Here is a 17,193-nt window from a genome sequence, read left to right as displayed (position 1 = left end):
TCTATTGAAATTAACATATTATACCATGAAGAAATGATTATAGAAAAAGTGAGTTCCTCATAATACTAAAGTATTGTTTTATAAGAAGCGATAAAATTCCTCACTTTTTTCCTGGGAATGTCGATATATATACTATAATCTAAATACTAGCCCAGTTATCGGTCGGAGGTAAATAAGTGAAGACAAGTATTATTATCGCAACATACAATAAATTTGAGTTTACCCAAAAATGTATCGATAGTATTAGACGGTATACTACAAAAGAAGATTATGAAATTATCGTTGTTGATAATGACTCTAAGGATGATACTAGAAATTGGTTAAAAGAACAAAAAGATATTATTACGATATTACACGATAGTAATTTGGGTTTTCCTAAGGCATGCAATAAAGGAATTGAGGTCGCAAGTGGAGATAGTATACTATTATTGAATAACGATACAATCGTGACAGAAAATTGGCTTACTAATTTAAGGGTTTGTCTAAATAGTAGCTCTGAGATAGGTGCAGTCGGGACTGTTACCAATAATTGCTCATATGGTCAAGCTATATTTGTTGACTATCAATCGATTGAAGAGATGCACTCATTTGCAGCGGGTTATAACAAATCTAATGCATCGAAATGGGAAGAAAGGTTAAAGCTAGTCGGCTACTCGATGTTAATTAAAAAATCAGTTGTGGACCAAGTCGGTCTGCTGGATGAAATTTTCACACCAGGTAACTATGAAGATGATGACTATTCGGTGCGCATTCGACTCGCAGGATACAAACTAATGTTATGCAAAGATACTTTTATCCATCATTTCGGAAGTATTTCTTTTGGTGATGCGCCCCCTCAATATTTACAACTAATGAAAAACAATAATCAAAAATTCAGAGATAAATGGGGCTATGATCCGGACACTGCCAATCAGATTAAAGTCGATTTTATTTCATTAATTAATCGAACAAGCAACATGTCATTCAGAGTATTAGAAATTGGTTGTGGCTGTGGCGGTACTTTGTTAAGTATAAAGGAAAAATTCCCTCAAGCTGAATTGTTTGGTGTTGAGAGTAACTCAAACGCGGCGGAAGTGGCAGAAATAGTTGCTTCTATTGAACGTGGGAGTGTATATGAAGCATCTCAGAAGTTCCCAGCATTGCTTTTTGATTATATTTTTATTAATGATCCAATCTATTATTGGTCAGCAGATGAAGGAATATTAACTGAATTCAGAAAGAAATTAAAAGAAGATGGTGTGCTGATCGCTGCATGTCCCAATTTAATTCATTACAGTACTATAAAAAATATGCTTCAAGGCACGATAAAACGGAACCATCTTGTAGGAATGACATTTGGAGAAGTTCAAAGTTTTTTTGAAGCAGCGTTCTTTCCTGAAGTGAGAATTACTGGAACGGTTGGTCAATCTACAGCGTCAGAGAAAGACTTTATGCATTCTTTGTCAAAAATATCCGGAGTTGGATCCATAAAATTGTATGAAATACATGAATTTCTAGTAGAAGCCAAAAATATGGACTCGGAAGTTAAGTTAAAACAAATTATTAACCATCTGGTTATGCAAACGGAGTTAGATCATAATTTGAAGGAATTATCACAGTATAGTTCCGAAAGGATAATAAGTGTTATCGAAAAAGTCGGTTACGACCAAAAAGTGGAATTATTTAATTATTTAGCCATTCAATATTTGGAAAAAAATGATGCAAAACAAGCGCTAACTTATTTAAACTTTGCTTTTGAAGAAAATGATGAGCATCCAGCAACTTTATTCAATTTGGGGTTAACGATGTATACCATGGGACATCTTGAACTGGCTTTGAACTGGTTGGAATTACTGCCCGAAAAAAGCGAACAGGTCCAACATTGGCTGCAAGAGATTCGTTCGCAATGCTTGACTACTTAACGAATTAAGAAATTTGTATGTGGCTCTCAACTTATGAAATATGAAAAGAGGCTTGGATTGCAATGACGGAGTCAGTGGAGAACAAAAGCGTTATTGAATTATTAATGGAAATAGACAACGAGCTTAATGTGCTTGAGAATAGTAAGGAATTGCTCACTAGATGTCAAGATAATGATAATGCATTACAGGAGGTATTGGGAGTTGTAGACGCACGGGTAACTCAGAAGGTAGCTATTTGCAATTTATTAGCTATTACAGGTTATGAGAACGAGTGCTACGATTTGATTCTACCCTTACTCGAAAAAGCTCTTGAGTACGATTCGTATAATAAAGATACATTGATAAATTTAAGTGTGGTTCTTGCAGAGTTTGGGGAGAAGGAACTGGCGATTAGTTATGCCATGAACATAAAAGAAAAGAGTCAAGATGTAATTGATTTAATAGAAAGGTTAACCGGTAATACGGTGAAAAGCACGAGCGGGGATATTTTAACAATAGAGCAAAATGATGTTGCCTTTACAGGCGAGAGACTGGTCATTAATAAGGAAGTTAAAGATAATTACAGTAATGTACTTGAAGAGCACATACACAGATATTTGTTAGCTTCTAAATATGTAGAAGATAAAATGGTGTTAGATGCTGCTTGTGGTGCAGGCTATGGATCCAAGATGCTCCAACAGGCAGGGGCAAAATTTGTATTAGGTGTAGATATCTCTGAAGAAAGTTTGCAAAATGCTAGCAAAGTATATGGTGCAGATAATGTGGATTTTGTTTATGGAGATGTAAATAGGTTGGCTATTGAGGATGATAGCTTTGATGTGGTTGTTTCTTTTGAAACTATTGAGCATTTAGAGAGTGGCGCTCACTGGATTCGTGAATCTGCTAGAATACTTAAAGATGATGGATTGTTTCTTGTATCTACACCGAATCGATTAATTACTAATCCAGGTACATATTACGTTGAAAAGCCATTCAATCCTCATCATAAATTCGAATACAGCGTGACCGAATTCGTTGGAGAACTATTGAAAGAATACGATATTTTGGAGCTATTTGGACAAACGTTTTCAAATGATAATAACACTTATTATTCTCAAGTAATGAGACAGCTGCGTAAGATGAATGCAGAATTCATTCCTGAACATGAGATTCAAGCAACAGGCCACGAGTTAGTATCTCTTGGTGATGTGAAAGATGCACAGCCTATGTATGTTGTTGCTGTGTGTAGAAAAAAGCAAAAGAGGATTTTGCCTAATGTTACTGAGGTACAGGATGGTTCTAGCAACTTAAATAATAATTCAACAGCTCATAATAGTCGTAGCATTCAAAATTTAAACTTTTATAAATTCGGAATAAATTCTTATATTGCTGATGGATATGAGATTGTCGGAGCTGAGGCAATATCAATCGGAGATAACGTTCTTATTAAAAAAGATTGTTGGTTAAATATAGCTGTTGATCAATTCAAAGAAGAGCCACAAATTATAATTGAGGAAGGATGTCAAATTGGAAAAAACTTTACTATCTCTGTTGCAAATAAAGTGGTAGTCGAGAAGCATGTTATTGTTGGTCCTAACGTCTACATCGCAGATTGCGGGCATGCTTATGAGAATATATCATTGCCCATAATTTACCAAGGTGTTACTTCCACCAAAAATGAAGTGTCAATTGGTGAAGGTTCTTGGCTAGGAATTAATAGTGTTATTGTTGGAAATGTTAGGGTTGGTAAAGGCTGTGTAATTGCAGCTAACACATTTGTAAATAAAGATATCCCAGATTATAGTGTAGCGGTTGGCAATCCTGCAAGAGTTATCAAGATGTTTGACTCTGCTAGCGGTGATTGGGTTAAAGTGAAAAATAATGAAGAAATTCATGAGATCTTGAAACGAAGAAAAGAAATTTCGCTGAGTTCTATTATGAACACCGATATACAACAGGGCGAATGATTAGAATATCGATTGGAATATTGCCCTTAATTTCAAACAATATATCATCTTAACAATGAAGAAGTAATTATTTTAAAAATCATAAGCACTACCCATTAGTCCTCCTGTGGATAATGTGCACAACTCTGTGTATAACTTTGTTAATAAGTTGTAAAGAAGCCCGCCGCGACAAGATTCTACAAATTTTTCACTTATCCACGGCTTGTATATACCCGAATTTTCTAAATATTTAATTTATGGTTAAGTTAGAAATTGACAGGTCAAGCTTAGGGGTGATATAGTCGAAAAGTAAGGGCTTACATTTTTTAAAACGAAGGGAATGTGTACGGTATGCAAGGTAAAGTGAAATGGTTCAACGCGGAAAAAGGATATGGTTTCATTGAGCGTGAAGATGGTGGAGATGTATTCGTGCATTTCTCAGCAATTCAATCTGAAGGGTTCAAAACGTTGGACGAAGGTCAAGCCGTTGAGTTTGACATTGTGGAAGGCGCGCGCGGACCACAAGCCGCTAATGTAAGCAGACTATAACCATTCGGTACGAGGTACCGCTTGTATACATCTAAGAGCACACTCTAGGGAATACTCCTAGGGTGTTTTTTTTGCACAATGTTAGCTCGGAATTTAAAGGAATTATGAAGATGAGGGTGGAATGTAGTATACTGTAAGTAAGGAAGGGAGATGTTTAACTATGATGATTAGCATACGCGGAGAACACCTTGAAGTAACTGAAGCCCTTAGGGACTATGTGGACAAGAAATTGACCAGACTTGAGAGGTATTTTGAAGCCCCCCTTACATCAGATGTACAAGTGAAACTGAGCGTTATTAAAGGATTGCAATCTATTGAGGTTAGCATTCCACTGACAGGCGTGCTGCTCCGAGCTGAGGAGCGTAATGCGGATATGTACGCATCGATCGATTTGGTCGTGGACAAGTTGGAACGCCAAATTCGCAAACACAAAACGAGAACGAACCGCAAAATTCGCCAAGAAGGCGGCAAGCGTGACCTGTTTAAAGTTGAAACTTCAGCTGTTACTTATGTAGAAGAGGAAGAAGATTTTGAATTGGTTCGGAACAAACGCTTTGATTTGAAGCCGATGGATGTGGAAGAAGCGATTCTTCAAATGAACATGGTTGGGCATAGCTTCTTTGTTTTCTCCAACATGGATACAGACACGGTAAATGTCGTTTATAAACGCAACGATGGTAAATACGGACTTATAGAGCCAGCTATTTAAGAAATTTAGCCCTTATACTTTCTCAAAAATGAGCTTGATTCGATTTTGTCGAATTAAGCTTTTTTATATGCATTCATTTTAAACTTCGAATCAATACTACTTAAATAAGCAATAACCTGATCTTTTTACAGGAAATGGACAGTTTATCAGTAAGAAGGCCTGAGCGTTTGTTGCGACAAGGCTGTCAAAAGTGTTACAATTTAAGGATACGAATGCAATAGAAAGGGGTTCACCGATGCTAGGACTAGTAAAGAAAATTTTTGGTGATTCCAATGAACGGGAAATTAAACGGATGCTTAAAGCTGTTGATTACATCAATGAGCTTGAGGCTACTATTAAGCCGCTATCCGATGAGGAGTTAAGAGGCAAGACGGTTGAGTTCAGAAATCGTTTGGAAAAAGGCGAGGAACTGGATGATTTGCTGCCTGAAGCTTTTGCTGTCGTTAGAGAAGCGGGCTTGCGCGTTCTAGGTAAACGTCATTATGACGTTCAGCTCATCGGGGGTATGGTGCTGCATGAAGGCCGTATCGCGGAGATGAGAACAGGGGAAGGGAAGACGCTCGTTGGAACGCTCCCTGTTTATTTGAATGCTTTGCTGGGCAAAGGCGTACACGTAGTTACGGTCAATGACTATTTGGCACAGCGGGATAGCGGTGAAATGGGTCAGATTTATGAGTTCCTCGGCTTGACGGTTGGGGTAAATCTGCATGACTTGTCCCATGAGCAAAAGCAAGCGGCTTATGCTTGTGATATTACGTATGGAACGAATAACGAATATGGCTTCGATTACCTGCGTGACAACATGGTGCTTTACAAAGAGCAAATGGTACAGCGGCCGCTTTATTTTGCGGTTATCGATGAGGTGGATTCCATCCTAGTCGATGAGGCGAGAACGCCGTTGATTATTTCGGGACAAGCTGCGAAGTCAACAGACTTGTATTACGCGGCAGACCGTTTTGTGAGCACGTTGAAAGCAGAAGAAGATTACACAATAGATATTAAAGTGCGTTCCGTAGCTCTTACTGAAGAAGGGGTAGCTAAATCGGAGCGTGCATTCGGCATTGAGAACTTATTCGATCATCAGAATGTGAATATTAATCATCATGTGACACAAGGGCTTAAAGCACGTTTCATTATGAAACGCGATGTGGATTACGTGGTGCAAGATGACGAAGTGATGATTGTTGATGAATTTACTGGCCGTATTATGACAGGTCGTCGTTATAGCGATGGGCTGCACCAGGCGATTGAAGCCAAAGAGCAGCTGCAAGTTCAGAATGAGAGCATGACGCTGGCGACGATTACCTTCCAGAACTATTTCCGGATGTACCGCAAGCTTGCGGGTATGACAGGTACAGCGAAGACGGAAGAGGAAGAGCTCAAGAAGATTTATGGTCTTGAAGTTATCATAGTTCCGACGAACCGTCCGATGATTCGTAAGGATATGCCGGATGTGGTGTACAAGTCGGAAATGGGTAAATTCAGAGCTGTTGTTGAGCAAATCGTAGAGCGCCATAAGCTGAATCAACCGGTTCTTGTCGGTACCGTTTCAATTGAGAATTCCGAGGTCTTATCGGACATGCTCAAAAAGAAAGGTGTTCAGCACAAAGTATTGAATGCGAAGTATCATGCGGAGGAAGCTGAAATCGTAGCACGCGCAGGACAACCGGGCTCTGTGACGATTGCGACGAACATGGCGGGCCGCGGTACGGACATTGTGCTTGGCGAAGGCGTACATGACGCAGGTGGACTGCATATTATAGGTACAGAACGTCATGAAAGCAGACGGATCGACAACCAGCTGCGTGGACGCGCAGGCCGTCAAGGTGACCCTGGTTCTTCCCAGTTCTACCTCTCTCTAGAGGATGAATTGATGAAACGCTTTGGCGCGGAAAATATCATGGCGATGATGGACCGCCTCGGGATGGAAGAAGATCAGCCGATCGAGAGCAAATTAATTTCCCGCGCAGTGGAATCGGCTCAAAAACGCGTTGAGGGCAACAACTTTGACGTGCGTAAAGTCGTTCTTCAATACGATGATGTAATGAACCAACAGCGTGGTATCATCTATAAACAACGTCGTGAGCTTCTGGAGTCCGACAATATTCGTGAAGTCATCGAAGGTATGATTACTTCCGTGATTGAGCGCGTGGTGAAAGCACACTGTCCGGAAGAACAAATTCCGGAAGAGTGGGAAGTTCAAGAAGTGGCTAACTTCGTGAACAACAATTTGCTGCATGATGATGCGCAAATTACGGATCAAGATCTATGGGGCAAAGAGCAAGAAGAAATTATTGAATTTATTCAAGCTCTTGTCAGCAAACGATACGATGAGCGTGAAGAAGAAATCGGCGCTGAATTCATGCGTGAATTCGAGAAGGTTGTCGCTCTTCGCGCGGTAGACAGCAAATGGATGGATCATATTGATGCCATGGATCAGCTTCGCCAAGGTATCCACCTTCGTGCATACGGCGGTACGGATCCGCTTCGTGAATACCAGTTTGAAGGCTTTGAAATGTTCCAAGAGATGATTGACAACATCCGCGAAGAAGTCGCGATGTACATCATGAAAGCTCACGTTCAAAGCAACCTGGAGCGCCAAGCGGTAGCTGAGGGTCAAGCGGTAGATACGAAGAACGAAGCTGGCGGCAAGAAACCACTGGTGCGCGACGAAGAGCAGCGTATCGGGCGCAACGACCCATGTCCTTGCGGCAGCGGGAAGAAGTTCAAACAGTGCCATGGGCAAGGCAGCTAAGCAGGAATACCCGGCTGCAGCCAATTAACCCGCGTATAGGGGCACAAGAGAATAAAGAGGTGTAAGACATGCTGGAACCAGAAGTGAAACAAGACTTAAGAGAAACAGCAAAGCGACTAACCGAATTACGGGGGTCTCTTTGACTTAGATCATAAGCTGGAAGCGATCGGGGATTTTGAGGAAAAAATGGGGGCGCCGGACTTCTGGGACGATAACGAACGTGCCCAGAAGACCATCGCAGACCTCAACGTGATCAAAAGTGTCGTTGATGAATTCAACGGCTTCTCGAACGCGTTCGATGACCTGCAGGTCATGGTCGAGCTCGAGGAAGAGGAAGCCGATGCTGGCCTAGCAGCCGACATTGAGGAAGGCATCGCGGCACTTAAGAAGAAGCTCGAAACGTTCGAGCTTGGCTTGCTTTTGAATCAGCCGTATGACCGGCTGAATGCTATTCTTGAGCTGCATCCCGGTGCCGGCGGCACCGAGTCGCAGGACTGGGCGGAGATGCTGCTGCGCATGTACCGCCGCTGGGCGGAGAAGCGGGGCTACAAAGTCGAGGTCCTCGACTATTTGCCCGGCGACGAAGCCGGCGTGAAGAGTGTCACGCTGCAGATCACAGGCTTCAACGCCTACGGCTATTTGAAGGCGGAGAAGGGCGTGCATCGGCTCGTCCGCATCTCGCCGTTCGATGCCTCAGGAAGGCGTCACACGTCCTTCGTGTCGTGCGACATCATGCCGGAGATTGAGGACGATACAGAGGTTGAGATCCGCACCGAGGATCTCAAAATCGATACGTATCGTGCCAGCGGCGCCGGCGGTCAGCACATCAACACCACGGATTCGGCCGTGCGGATTACGCACATGCCAACCGGTGTCGTGGTGAGCTGTCAGCAAGAGCGCTCGCAGATCAAGAACCGCGAGAAAGCGATGAAAATGCTTCGCTCCAAGCTGTATGAGAAGAAGATCGAAGCGAATTTAAAGCATCTGGCTGAGATTCGCGGCGAACAATCCGACATTGGATGGGGAAGCCAAATTCGTTCGTATGTGTTTCATCCCTATAGTATGGTCAAAGATCACAGAACTTCGGCGGAGACAGGTAATGTAGGCGCGGTAATGGATGGAGATCTCGATACGTTCATTGATGCTTATCTGCGTCATCAGATTCGGAAGCCGGATAGTGAAGTGTAGTCAGAAGTTGGCGTATCTTGTTGCGCTCAGGTCTGCTGCGCATACCCGAAGCCATAGACGATCATCCTACACCTAGAAGGTGTAGGATTTTTTGTGAGAGGAGGGCCGCTCGTGCCCAGAAAAGAACCGCGGATACGGATCGGAAGTCCTTCCCATACCGTATTTGAATATACATTATTAGTTATTGGCTCGCTCATCATGGCCGCGAGTTTTAACAGCTTTTTAAATCCGAATCAGATAGCCACGGGTGGGGTCTCAGGGATCTCAACAATTGTGCAGCATATAACAAATATAAACCCGGCCATCACGCAATGGGCATTGAATATCCCTATTTTTTTGCTAGCCCTTTGGCTATTGGGGGGACAGTTTGGGGTTAAGGCCGCCGTAGGGTCGGTCATTTTTCCGCTTTGTGTACTGTTAACAAGTCATCTAGGCGTACCTACTCATAATCCTTTATTAGCGGCAGTTTATGGAGGGATGGGAGTCGGGCTTGGGTTAGGCATTGTTTTTCGTGGACGCGGTTCGACCGGCGGACTGGGTTTGGCTGCTCAAATTCTGCATAAATATTCGGGTTTAAGCCTTGGCTTTTCGGTTGCGGTTTTTGATGGGTTAGTGATCATAAGCTCAGCCTTGATTTTCACACCGGAGAATGCGCTTTACGGAATGATCGGTTTATTCGTCACAACGAAAACGATTGATATTGTACAGCTTGGATTCAACTATGCCAAAGTGGCCTTTATTATTTCAGATCATACGGATGCTATTCGCAAAGCGATTTTATATGATTTGGATCGGGGACTTACAGAGTTGAATGGGTCCGGAGGTTTCACGGGGGAATCTCGTACGGTCATGATGGTCGTCGTGAAACAGAATGAGGTAAGTCGTTTGAAAACGCTGGTGCAATCCGTGGACCCGCAAGCTTTTGTCATTTTGAGCGAAACGAATGAGGTCTTAGGTGAAGGCTTTAAGAAACATGCCTAAGAATTCGCTTTGATGGAGTGAGTAAAAAGATTAGACGCACATTGGTGCGTCTTTTTGTGCATAACTTAACTCTTGGTCGAGATAGTTGTGGGTAAATTGTGGATAAGCTGTGCATAACCCTAGTACTTACCCACATTTTCGAAAAAGAAGAAGCAGAGAACATACAAAATTTGCTTGTGTGGCGTATGTTTTGGGATAATAGAGGGAGTGTGAACGGCTTAGGAGAGAATATATCTGAAATGATTCATTTTTATGCAGAGGACACGTGAATTTGATGCATATTATGTATATTTTCCTCAAAAAAACAGGTTCCTGCAGAAGCTTCGCAGAGATGCGCGAAATCCTTGAAACGACTTGCTGTAAATCAATTTTATTGACAAAAAACGGACAAAAAAATTCATTGAGTTATTATGTATGCGACTGTATAATAATACATATATTTTGAGGACGTCTGGGGGAAATTCAAATGAGTCATGGCGTAAGAGCGGCTATTATTGGAGCCACAGGTTATGGTGGTGCAGAATTGATTCGTCTATTGCAGGCGCATCCGTTAGTTCAAATTACTTCGGTTATCTCGACTTCGAATGCGGGAGCACCGCTTGCTGAGCATTTTCCGCATTTGCAGGAGATCGTTTTGGATGTGCTGGATGTATTGGATGTTGACCTTATCGCAGGTAAAGCAGATGTTGTTTTCCTGGCAACGCCAGCAGGTGTGAGTGCAGAACTTTCGCCGAAATTGTTGGCAGCTGGGTTGAAAGTCATCGATATTTCCGGAGATTTGAGATTGAAGTCGTCTGCGGATTATGAGAAATGGTACAAAAAACCGGCCGCTTCCGATGAGGTGTTGGCTCGTTCGATCTATGGTCTATCCGAAGTGTTCGGGGACGAAGTGAAAGGGAGCGATCTGATCGCAAATCCTGGCTGTTATCCGACAGCTACACTGCTTGGTCTGGTACCTGCTGTTGCAGCGGGCTGGATCGACCCTTCGACGATTATTATAGATGCTAAATCCGGTGTGTCCGGCTCTGGGCGCGGCGTGAGCTTGGGTGTTCACTATTCCGAAGTGAATGAGAATTTAACCGCATATAAAGTGAACAAACATCAGCACATTCCAGAAATCGAGCAGGCGCTCGGCCGGATTGTCGGCAAGCCGGTGATTACGACGTTCACCACGCACCTTGTGCCGATGACTCGTGGTATTATGGCTACGATGTATGCCTCTGTGGATGGCGAGCATACGCTGGAAGATTTCACCCAGTTGTACAGCCAGTATTATGAAGGAAGAAAATTTGTGCGTATTCGCAAGAATGGTAAGCTGCCTTCAACGAAAGAAGTATTCGGCTCCAACTACTGTGACATCGGTTTTGCTGTGGATGAACGTACAGGACGTGTGACGATTGTTTCGGTCATTGATAATGTGGTGAAAGGCGCTGCAGGTCAAGCCATTCAAAATTTAAATATCATGCAAGGCTGGGACGAAACGACAGGGCTGTTGTTCGCACCGGTGTATCCATAACGAGAAGATGAGGACAGGTGACGAACGAACATGCTAGAGCAAGGTAGCTTTACTGTCGTGCCAGAGGGCACGGTTACGACGCCGAAAGGCTTTCGTGCAGGCGGTCTGCACTGTGGTTTGAAGAAGACGGAGCGCTATGATCTGGGCGCAATCGTCTGTGACGTTCCTGCGGCAGCGGCGGGCGTGTACACGCTGAACGCATTCCAAGCGGCACCGCTGCGCGTGACGCAAGAAAGCATCGCCCATAGCGGCAAGCTGCAGGCGATGATCGTCAACAGCGGCAACGCCAATGCGTGCACCGGCGAGCAAGGCGAGCAGGACGCGCGTGCGATGCGCGCCGCAAGTGCGAAGGCGCTAGGCGTGGCGGAGCATCACGTCGGCGTGACGAGCACAGGCGTCATCGGCGAGCTGCTGCCGATGGGCAAGGTTCTCAGCGGCATCGAGCAGCTGCCGGGCCGTGTGAAGGCAGACGGCGGCGAAGACTTCTGCCAATCGATCCTGACAACGGATCTTACGCAGAAGATGACGTGTGTCCGTGTTGTGGTTGGCGGCAAGGAAGTACATATTGCCGGGGCAGCGAAAGGTTCGGGGATGATTCACCCGAACATGGCGACCATGCTCGGTTTCATGACAACCGACGCGCCGATCGAAAGCGTACACCTGCAGCAGCTGCTAGGCAGGATTACAGACAGCACGTTCAACATGATCACTGTTGACGGAGATACAAGCACCAACGACATGGTCGTGGTGATGGCTAGCGGGCTGGCAGGCGGCGAAGCGTTGAATCCGGAGCATCCGGATTGGGAAGCGTTCGCGGCAGGGTTCCAGTACGTTGGCGAATACCTCGCCAAAGCGATTGCGCGCGACGGCGAAGGCGCGACGAAGCTGATCGAGACGACAGTAGTCGGCGCGGAGAGCGACGAGGCGGCTCGCAAGATCGTCAAGTCGATCATCGGGTCGAGCTTGGTGAAATCGGCTGTTTACGGAGCTGACGCCAACTGGGGTCGGATCATCGCAGCAGTCGGATACTCCGGTCAGCCGGTGAACGTAAACACGGTCGATATTCGCCTTGGCGATATCGCGGTGTTGGAGCAGTCGCGTCCAGTGAAGTTTGACGAGGAAGCGGCGCTTGCTTATTTGAAAACAGACACGATTCAAATTCACGTGAATTTGCATATGGGCACTGGCAAGGCAACGGGCTGGGGCTGCGATTTGACATATGATTATGTGCGCATTAATGCGGCATACCGCACATAAGGAAGCAAAGGGGAACGAACGGCTGTGAAGAACAATTGCTTTGTGATGAAATGCGGCGGGAGTACGCTTGCGGCTCTACCGTCCAGCTTTTTTGAAGATATGCGTCAGCTTCAGGAGGAAGGCATCGTTACTGTCATCGTACACGGCGGCGGTCCTGCAATCTCGGAGACGCTGGGGAAGCTCGGAATTGAGTCCGGTTTCGTGAACGGCCTGCGGGTGACGAGTGAAGCGGTGTTGGATGTTGTAGAGATGGTGCTATCTGGTCAGATCAACAAAGAGATCGTCCGCCGTATTCAATTAACGGGTGCAGCAGCACTTGGATTGTCCGGTGTGGATGGACATCTGATCGAAGCGAAGCCGGTGGCGAACAGCCATGAAGTTGGACTTGTCGGCGACGTGACGAAGGTCAATGCGGAGTTGATTCAGGGCATCGTGAATATGGGCTATATTCCGGTCATCGCACCGGTTGGACTTGGCGCAGATGGCGGACAGCGTTACAACATTAATGCAGATACAGCAGCGGGTGCGGTCGCTTCGCACCTTGGTGTCGAGCAAATGGTTGTTGTGACTGACGTTCCAGGCATCATGAAGACAGTAGACGGCGAGAAGCAGGTGCTTCCAGTTGTGAGTGTGGCAGAGATCGAAGAAATGATCGTGAGCGGTGAGATCTACGGGGGTATGATCCCTAAGGTCCGTGCAGCGATTGCTTGTATACAGGGTAAGGTGCAGGAAGTTGTTATCGTGAATGGTTCTGAGCCGAATGTGCTGAGCAAAGTGCTGAAAGGTACGGGAATCGGAACGCGTATTGTGCGCTAGAAGGTTTTAATCATTTTGAAATAGCAGCAATTATCTATAGACATCACCCAAAGAATCTTAATCAATACGCACAAAGTGCGCATTGGAATAACCACTAAGGAGGGAATGTACATGACAGAAACGGGAAAAAGCTCGCTCTTTCCAACTTACGCCAGATATCCGATTACATTGGTGAAGGGGGAAGGCAGCCGACTGTGGGATGACACAGGCAAGGAGTACATCGATTTGATGAGCGGCATCGCGGTGACGAACCTCGGACACGCGCCTCAAGCGGTGAAAGAGAAGCTAGTTGAACAGCTGGATCAGCTTTGGCATGTGAGCAATCTTTTTCATATTCCGAATCAGGAGAAGCTGGCCACTTTGCTTACGGACAACAGCTGTGCGGACGCGGTATTTTTCTGTTCCACGGGTGCGGAAGCGAATGAGGCGGCAATCAAGTTAGCTCGTCGCTACTCCCAGAAGGTGCTGAACAATGGTCGGTTCGAGATTATCACGTTCAACATGTCGTTCCACGGACGCACGCTGGCTACGCTGACCGCTACAGGTCAGGATAAAGTAAAGGAAGGCTTCCATCCGCTCCCAGGCGGTTTCGTCTATGCGCCTTATAACGATATTGAGGCTGTTCGCAGTCTTGTGAATGATACAACCTGCGCGATCATGCTTGAAATGGTTCAAGGCGAAGGCGGCGTTCTGCCGGCTGATCCGGAATTCGTGAAGCAGATTGCTGAGCTTTGCAAACAGGAGAATTTGCTGTTGATTGTAGATGAAATCCAAACAGGCATTGGGCGTACGGGTAAATTGTTCGCGTATGAGCATTACGGTGTGGAGCCGGACATTTTCACATTGGCCAAAGGTCTTGGCGGTGGCTTCCCGATCGGAGCTATGCTGGGCAAGGCGCATTTGGCTGAAGCTTTCAGCGCAGGCAGTCATGGTTCGACGTTTGGCGGAACACCGATTGCGACAGCGGCGGCTCATGCGGCTTTGGACACGATTATTTCGGAGAAATTGTCTGAACGTGCAGCAGAGTTAGGCGAGTATACGGTGAAGAAGCTGGAAAGCAAGCTTGCGGGCAATCCGCTAATCGCGAAGATTCGCGGTGTTGGTCTCTTAATTGGCATCGAGTGTACGCAACCAGCTGGTGAGATCATCAGCGAAATTCATAAACAAGGTGTATTGGTTATTCCAGCAGGGCCGAATGTGATTCGTTTGGTGCCGGCTTTGACGATACCGCAAGCAGATTTAGATCAAGCGCTGGATGTCGTGTGCGATGTCCTCTCCCAGAAGGCATCGACGATCAGCAGCATTTAGACAGAGTTAAACGTAGAGAGGTTGGATGAAATGAATATTACCTTACAAGAAGAAATGGCTGCCCAACTGAAGGGCAAAGATTTTCTTGCTTTGGTTGATTATACACCGGAAGAAATCGAATATTTGATTCACTATGGCATTGAGCTGAAACGCAAGCAGAAGGCTAGAGAGCCTCATGCTGTATTAGCGGGCAAAACGTTGGGGATGATTTTTGAGAAATCATCGACGCGTACGCGCGTATCTTTTGAAGTCGGGATGTACCAGCTTGGCGGTCAAGCGCTTTTCTTAAGCAAAAATGATCTTCAGCTTGGACGCGGAGAAACGGTTTGGGATACGGCGCAGACGTTGTCCCGTTATCTGGATGGCATTATGATTCGTACGTACGAGCACCGTAAAGTGATCGATCTGGCTCGTGGAGCAACGGTCCCGGTTATTAATGGGCTTACTGATTACGCGCACCCTTGCCAAGTTATGGCTGATTATCAAACGGTTTTGGAGAAAAAAGGACGTCTGAAAGGGATCAAAGTGGCTTACATCGGAGACGGCAACAATATGGTTCACTCTTTGATGATGGGTGCGAGCAAATTGGGTATGGACTTCGCGATTGCTTCGCCGGAAGGGTATGACCCGGACAAAGAAGTGATCCAGATTTCCAAGGAAAATGCTGCGCTATCCGGAGGCAGTGTGCTGCTTACTCGTGATCCGCGCGAAGCGATCGAAAATGCCGATATCGTCTACACAGATGTATGGGCGAGCATGGGCTTTGAAGCGGAGCAGCAGGAGCGGGAGATTGCTTTTAAAAACTTCCAAATTAACGAAGCGCTTGTGAAGTATGCGAAACAGGATTACTTGTTCATGCACTGCTTGCCAGCCCATCGTGGGGAAGAAGTGAGCGAGGGCGTCATTGATGGCGCGCATTCGATCATTTTTGACCAAGCCGAGAATCGTCTTCATGCGCAAAAGGCCATTATGGCCGCGACAATGATATAATAGCTATCAATCAGCAGAATTAGAAACGGAGAGATTAGTAGACATGGCTAAGGAAAAAATCGTACTCGCCTATTCCGGCGGACTGGATACATCGGTAATTTTGAAATGGTTAAAAGAGACTTATGACGCTGAAATCATTGCATTCACAGCGGATATCGGGCAAAAAGACGAGCTTGACGGTCTGGAAGAAAAAGCGCTCAAAACCGGCGCATCCAAAATCTACATCGACGACCTGCGCGATGAATTCGCGAAGGATTTCATCAACCCGATGTTCCAAGCGGGTGCTCTCTATGAAGGGCAATACCTGCTCGGCACGAGCATTGCGCGTCCGTTGATCGCGAAGCGCATGGTCGAGATCGCCCGCGCTGAAGGCGCAACAGCGATTGCGCATGGCGCAACCGGCAAAGGGAACGACCAAGTGCGCTTCGAGCTTACAGCAGCGGCGCTAGCGCCTGAGCTGTCGGTTATCGCGCCTTGGCGTTTGGAGCAATTCCGCGAGGAGTTCCCAGGCCGCGCAGAGATGATCGCCTATGCCGAGAAGCATGGCATTCCGGTGACGGCATCTGCGGCGAAGCCGTATTCCACGGACCGCAACCTGCTGCACATCTCCTTCGAGAGCGGCATGTTGGAAGATCCTTGGTTCGATGCAGCGCATGACGACAACAAAGGTATGTACGTCTTGAGCGTAGCTCCAGAAGACGCTCCGAATGAAGCGGAATACATTGAGCTTGAGTTCGATAAAGGCGACTGTGTGGCTATCAACGGAGCCAAATTGACTCCGCTGCAAGTGATGGAAACCTTGAATGAAATCGGCGGCAAGCACGGCATTGGTCGTGTGGACATGGTTGAGAACCGTTTCGTTGGCATGAAGAGCCGCGGCGTGTACGAAACTCCGGGCGGTACGATCCTCTTCACAGCTCACCGCAAAATGGAATCTCTCACGATGGACCGTGATGTGATGCACCTTCGTGATTCCTTGATTACGAAATATGCGACACTGGTTTACAACGGCTTCTGGTTTGCGCCTGAGCGTTTGGCGATCCAAGCGCTTGTGGCAGAAAGCCAAAAGAACGTTTCAGGTACAGTGCGTTTGAAACTATACAAAGGCAATGTAATCGGCGCTGGCGTCAAAAGCCCAGTATCCCTATACAACCCAGATATTGCAACGATGGAAGCAGATCCGACGAAAGCATACGATCAAGGCGATGCAACTGGTTTCATCCGCTTGAACGCGCTTCGTTTGAAAGTATCTTCCGGCGTGGAGCAAAACGCGAAGAAATAAGTTCGCAGTCTTTCAA

General features: G+C 45.9%; 13 protein-coding genes. All 13 read left to right on the top strand.

Going from position 1 to position 17,193, the window contains the following annotated elements; translation table 11 throughout:
- Nucleotides 1-176 precede the first annotated feature (176 nt).
- The 13 genes from HQN90_RS39730 to HQN90_RS28250 all read left to right on the top strand — a co-directional run bounded on the left by HQN90_RS39730 (nucleotide 177) and on the right by HQN90_RS28250 (nucleotide 17,177).
- Nucleotides 177-1,901 carry a glycosyltransferase gene (locus tag HQN90_RS39730; RefSeq protein WP_173225172.1) on the top strand — a complete coding sequence of 575 codons (1,725 nt, stop codon included), beginning with the start codon at nucleotides 177-179 and terminating at the stop codon, nucleotides 1,899-1,901.
- Nucleotides 1,902-1,963: 62 nt separating this feature from the next.
- Entirely contained in the window at nucleotides 1,964-3,847 is a 1,884-nt protein-coding gene (locus tag HQN90_RS28305) for a methyltransferase domain-containing protein (RefSeq protein ID WP_173225169.1), read from the top strand.
- Nucleotides 3,848-4,177: 330 nt separating this feature from the next.
- Nucleotides 4,178-4,375, top strand: a complete 198-nt coding sequence (locus HQN90_RS28300) for a cold shock domain-containing protein (RefSeq protein ID WP_028556842.1) — start codon at nucleotides 4,178-4,180, stop codon at nucleotides 4,373-4,375.
- 160 nt (nucleotides 4,376-4,535) lie between these two features.
- The gene (gene hpf / locus HQN90_RS28295) at nucleotides 4,536-5,084 is read left to right on the top strand and encodes a ribosome hibernation-promoting factor, HPF/YfiA family (protein ID WP_173225166.1); all 549 of its coding nucleotides are present in this window, start codon (nucleotides 4,536-4,538) and stop codon (nucleotides 5,082-5,084) included.
- Between the two features lie 235 nt (nucleotides 5,085-5,319).
- Entirely contained in the window at nucleotides 5,320-7,839 is a 2,520-nt protein-coding gene (gene secA, locus HQN90_RS28290; protein ID WP_173225163.1) for a preprotein translocase subunit SecA, read from the top strand.
- 68 nt (nucleotides 7,840-7,907) lie between these two features.
- Nucleotides 7,908-9,027 (top strand): peptide chain release factor 2 gene (gene prfB / locus HQN90_RS28285; protein ID WP_144028493.1). Its coding sequence is split into 2 segments (ribosomal slippage): nucleotides 7,908-7,979 and nucleotides 7,981-9,027, totalling 1,119 coding nucleotides; the frame shifts between segments, so codons are not numbered across the junction.
- A gap of 111 nt (nucleotides 9,028-9,138) precedes the next feature.
- Nucleotides 9,139-10,008, top strand: coding sequence for a YitT family protein (locus tag HQN90_RS28280; protein WP_420851093.1), 870 nt, complete (start codon nucleotides 9,139-9,141; stop codon nucleotides 10,006-10,008).
- A gap of 466 nt (nucleotides 10,009-10,474) precedes the next feature.
- Nucleotides 10,475-11,524, top strand: coding sequence for an N-acetyl-gamma-glutamyl-phosphate reductase (argC, locus tag HQN90_RS28275; RefSeq protein ID WP_173225160.1), 1,050 nt, complete (start codon nucleotides 10,475-10,477; stop codon nucleotides 11,522-11,524).
- Between the two features lie 30 nt (nucleotides 11,525-11,554).
- A complete protein-coding gene (gene argJ, locus HQN90_RS28270) occupies nucleotides 11,555-12,781 on the top strand; it encodes a bifunctional glutamate N-acetyltransferase/amino-acid acetyltransferase ArgJ (RefSeq protein WP_173225157.1) in 1,227 nt (408 codons plus the stop codon).
- A 45-nt stretch (nucleotides 12,782-12,826) separates the two neighbouring features.
- Nucleotides 12,827-13,597, top strand: a complete 771-nt coding sequence (gene argB, locus HQN90_RS28265) for an acetylglutamate kinase (protein ID WP_173225252.1) — start codon at nucleotides 12,827-12,829, stop codon at nucleotides 13,595-13,597.
- A 111-nt stretch (nucleotides 13,598-13,708) separates the two neighbouring features.
- Nucleotides 13,709-14,905, top strand: a complete 1,197-nt coding sequence (locus HQN90_RS28260) for an acetylornithine transaminase (RefSeq protein ID WP_173225155.1) — start codon at nucleotides 13,709-13,711, stop codon at nucleotides 14,903-14,905.
- 30 nt (nucleotides 14,906-14,935) lie between these two features.
- Entirely contained in the window at nucleotides 14,936-15,895 is a 960-nt protein-coding gene (argF, locus tag HQN90_RS28255; RefSeq protein WP_173225152.1) for an ornithine carbamoyltransferase, read from the top strand.
- 43 nt (nucleotides 15,896-15,938) lie between these two features.
- On the top strand, nucleotides 15,939-17,177 hold the full coding sequence (locus tag HQN90_RS28250; protein ID WP_079415071.1) for an argininosuccinate synthase: 1,239 nt from the start codon (nucleotides 15,939-15,941) through the stop codon (nucleotides 17,175-17,177).
- The last annotated feature ends 16 nt before the right edge of the window (nucleotides 17,178-17,193 follow it).

Origin of the sequence: Paenibacillus alba (assembly GCF_013204855.1) — a bacterium.
Taxonomy (GTDB): Bacteria; Bacillota; Bacilli; order Paenibacillales; family NBRC-103111; genus Paenibacillus_E; species Paenibacillus_E alba.
Note: the sequence above shows the minus strand (reverse complement) of the source record. Positions and strands in the feature narration are given on the sequence as shown.

Coding starts and splice junctions, on each gene's coding strand:
- HQN90_RS28250 (WP_079415071.1), top strand. CDS start 15,939: ATGGCTAAGGAAAAAATCGTACTCGCCTATTCCGGCGGACTGGATACA.
- HQN90_RS28300 (WP_028556842.1), top strand. CDS start 4,178: ATGCAAGGTAAAGTGAAATGGTTCAACGCGGAAAAAGGATATGGTTTC.
- secA (WP_173225163.1), top strand. CDS start 5,320: ATGCTAGGACTAGTAAAGAAAATTTTTGGTGATTCCAATGAACGGGAA.
- HQN90_RS28305 (WP_173225169.1), top strand. CDS start 1,964: ATGACGGAGTCAGTGGAGAACAAAAGCGTTATTGAATTATTAATGGAA.
- hpf (WP_173225166.1), top strand. CDS start 4,536: ATGATGATTAGCATACGCGGAGAACACCTTGAAGTAACTGAAGCCCTT.
- argJ (WP_173225157.1), top strand. CDS start 11,555: ATGCTAGAGCAAGGTAGCTTTACTGTCGTGCCAGAGGGCACGGTTACG.
- argB (WP_173225252.1), top strand. CDS start 12,827: ATGAAATGCGGCGGGAGTACGCTTGCGGCTCTACCGTCCAGCTTTTTT.
- argF (WP_173225152.1), top strand. CDS start 14,936: ATGAATATTACCTTACAAGAAGAAATGGCTGCCCAACTGAAGGGCAAA.
- argC (WP_173225160.1), top strand. CDS start 10,475: ATGAGTCATGGCGTAAGAGCGGCTATTATTGGAGCCACAGGTTATGGT.
- HQN90_RS28260 (WP_173225155.1), top strand. CDS start 13,709: ATGACAGAAACGGGAAAAAGCTCGCTCTTTCCAACTTACGCCAGATAT.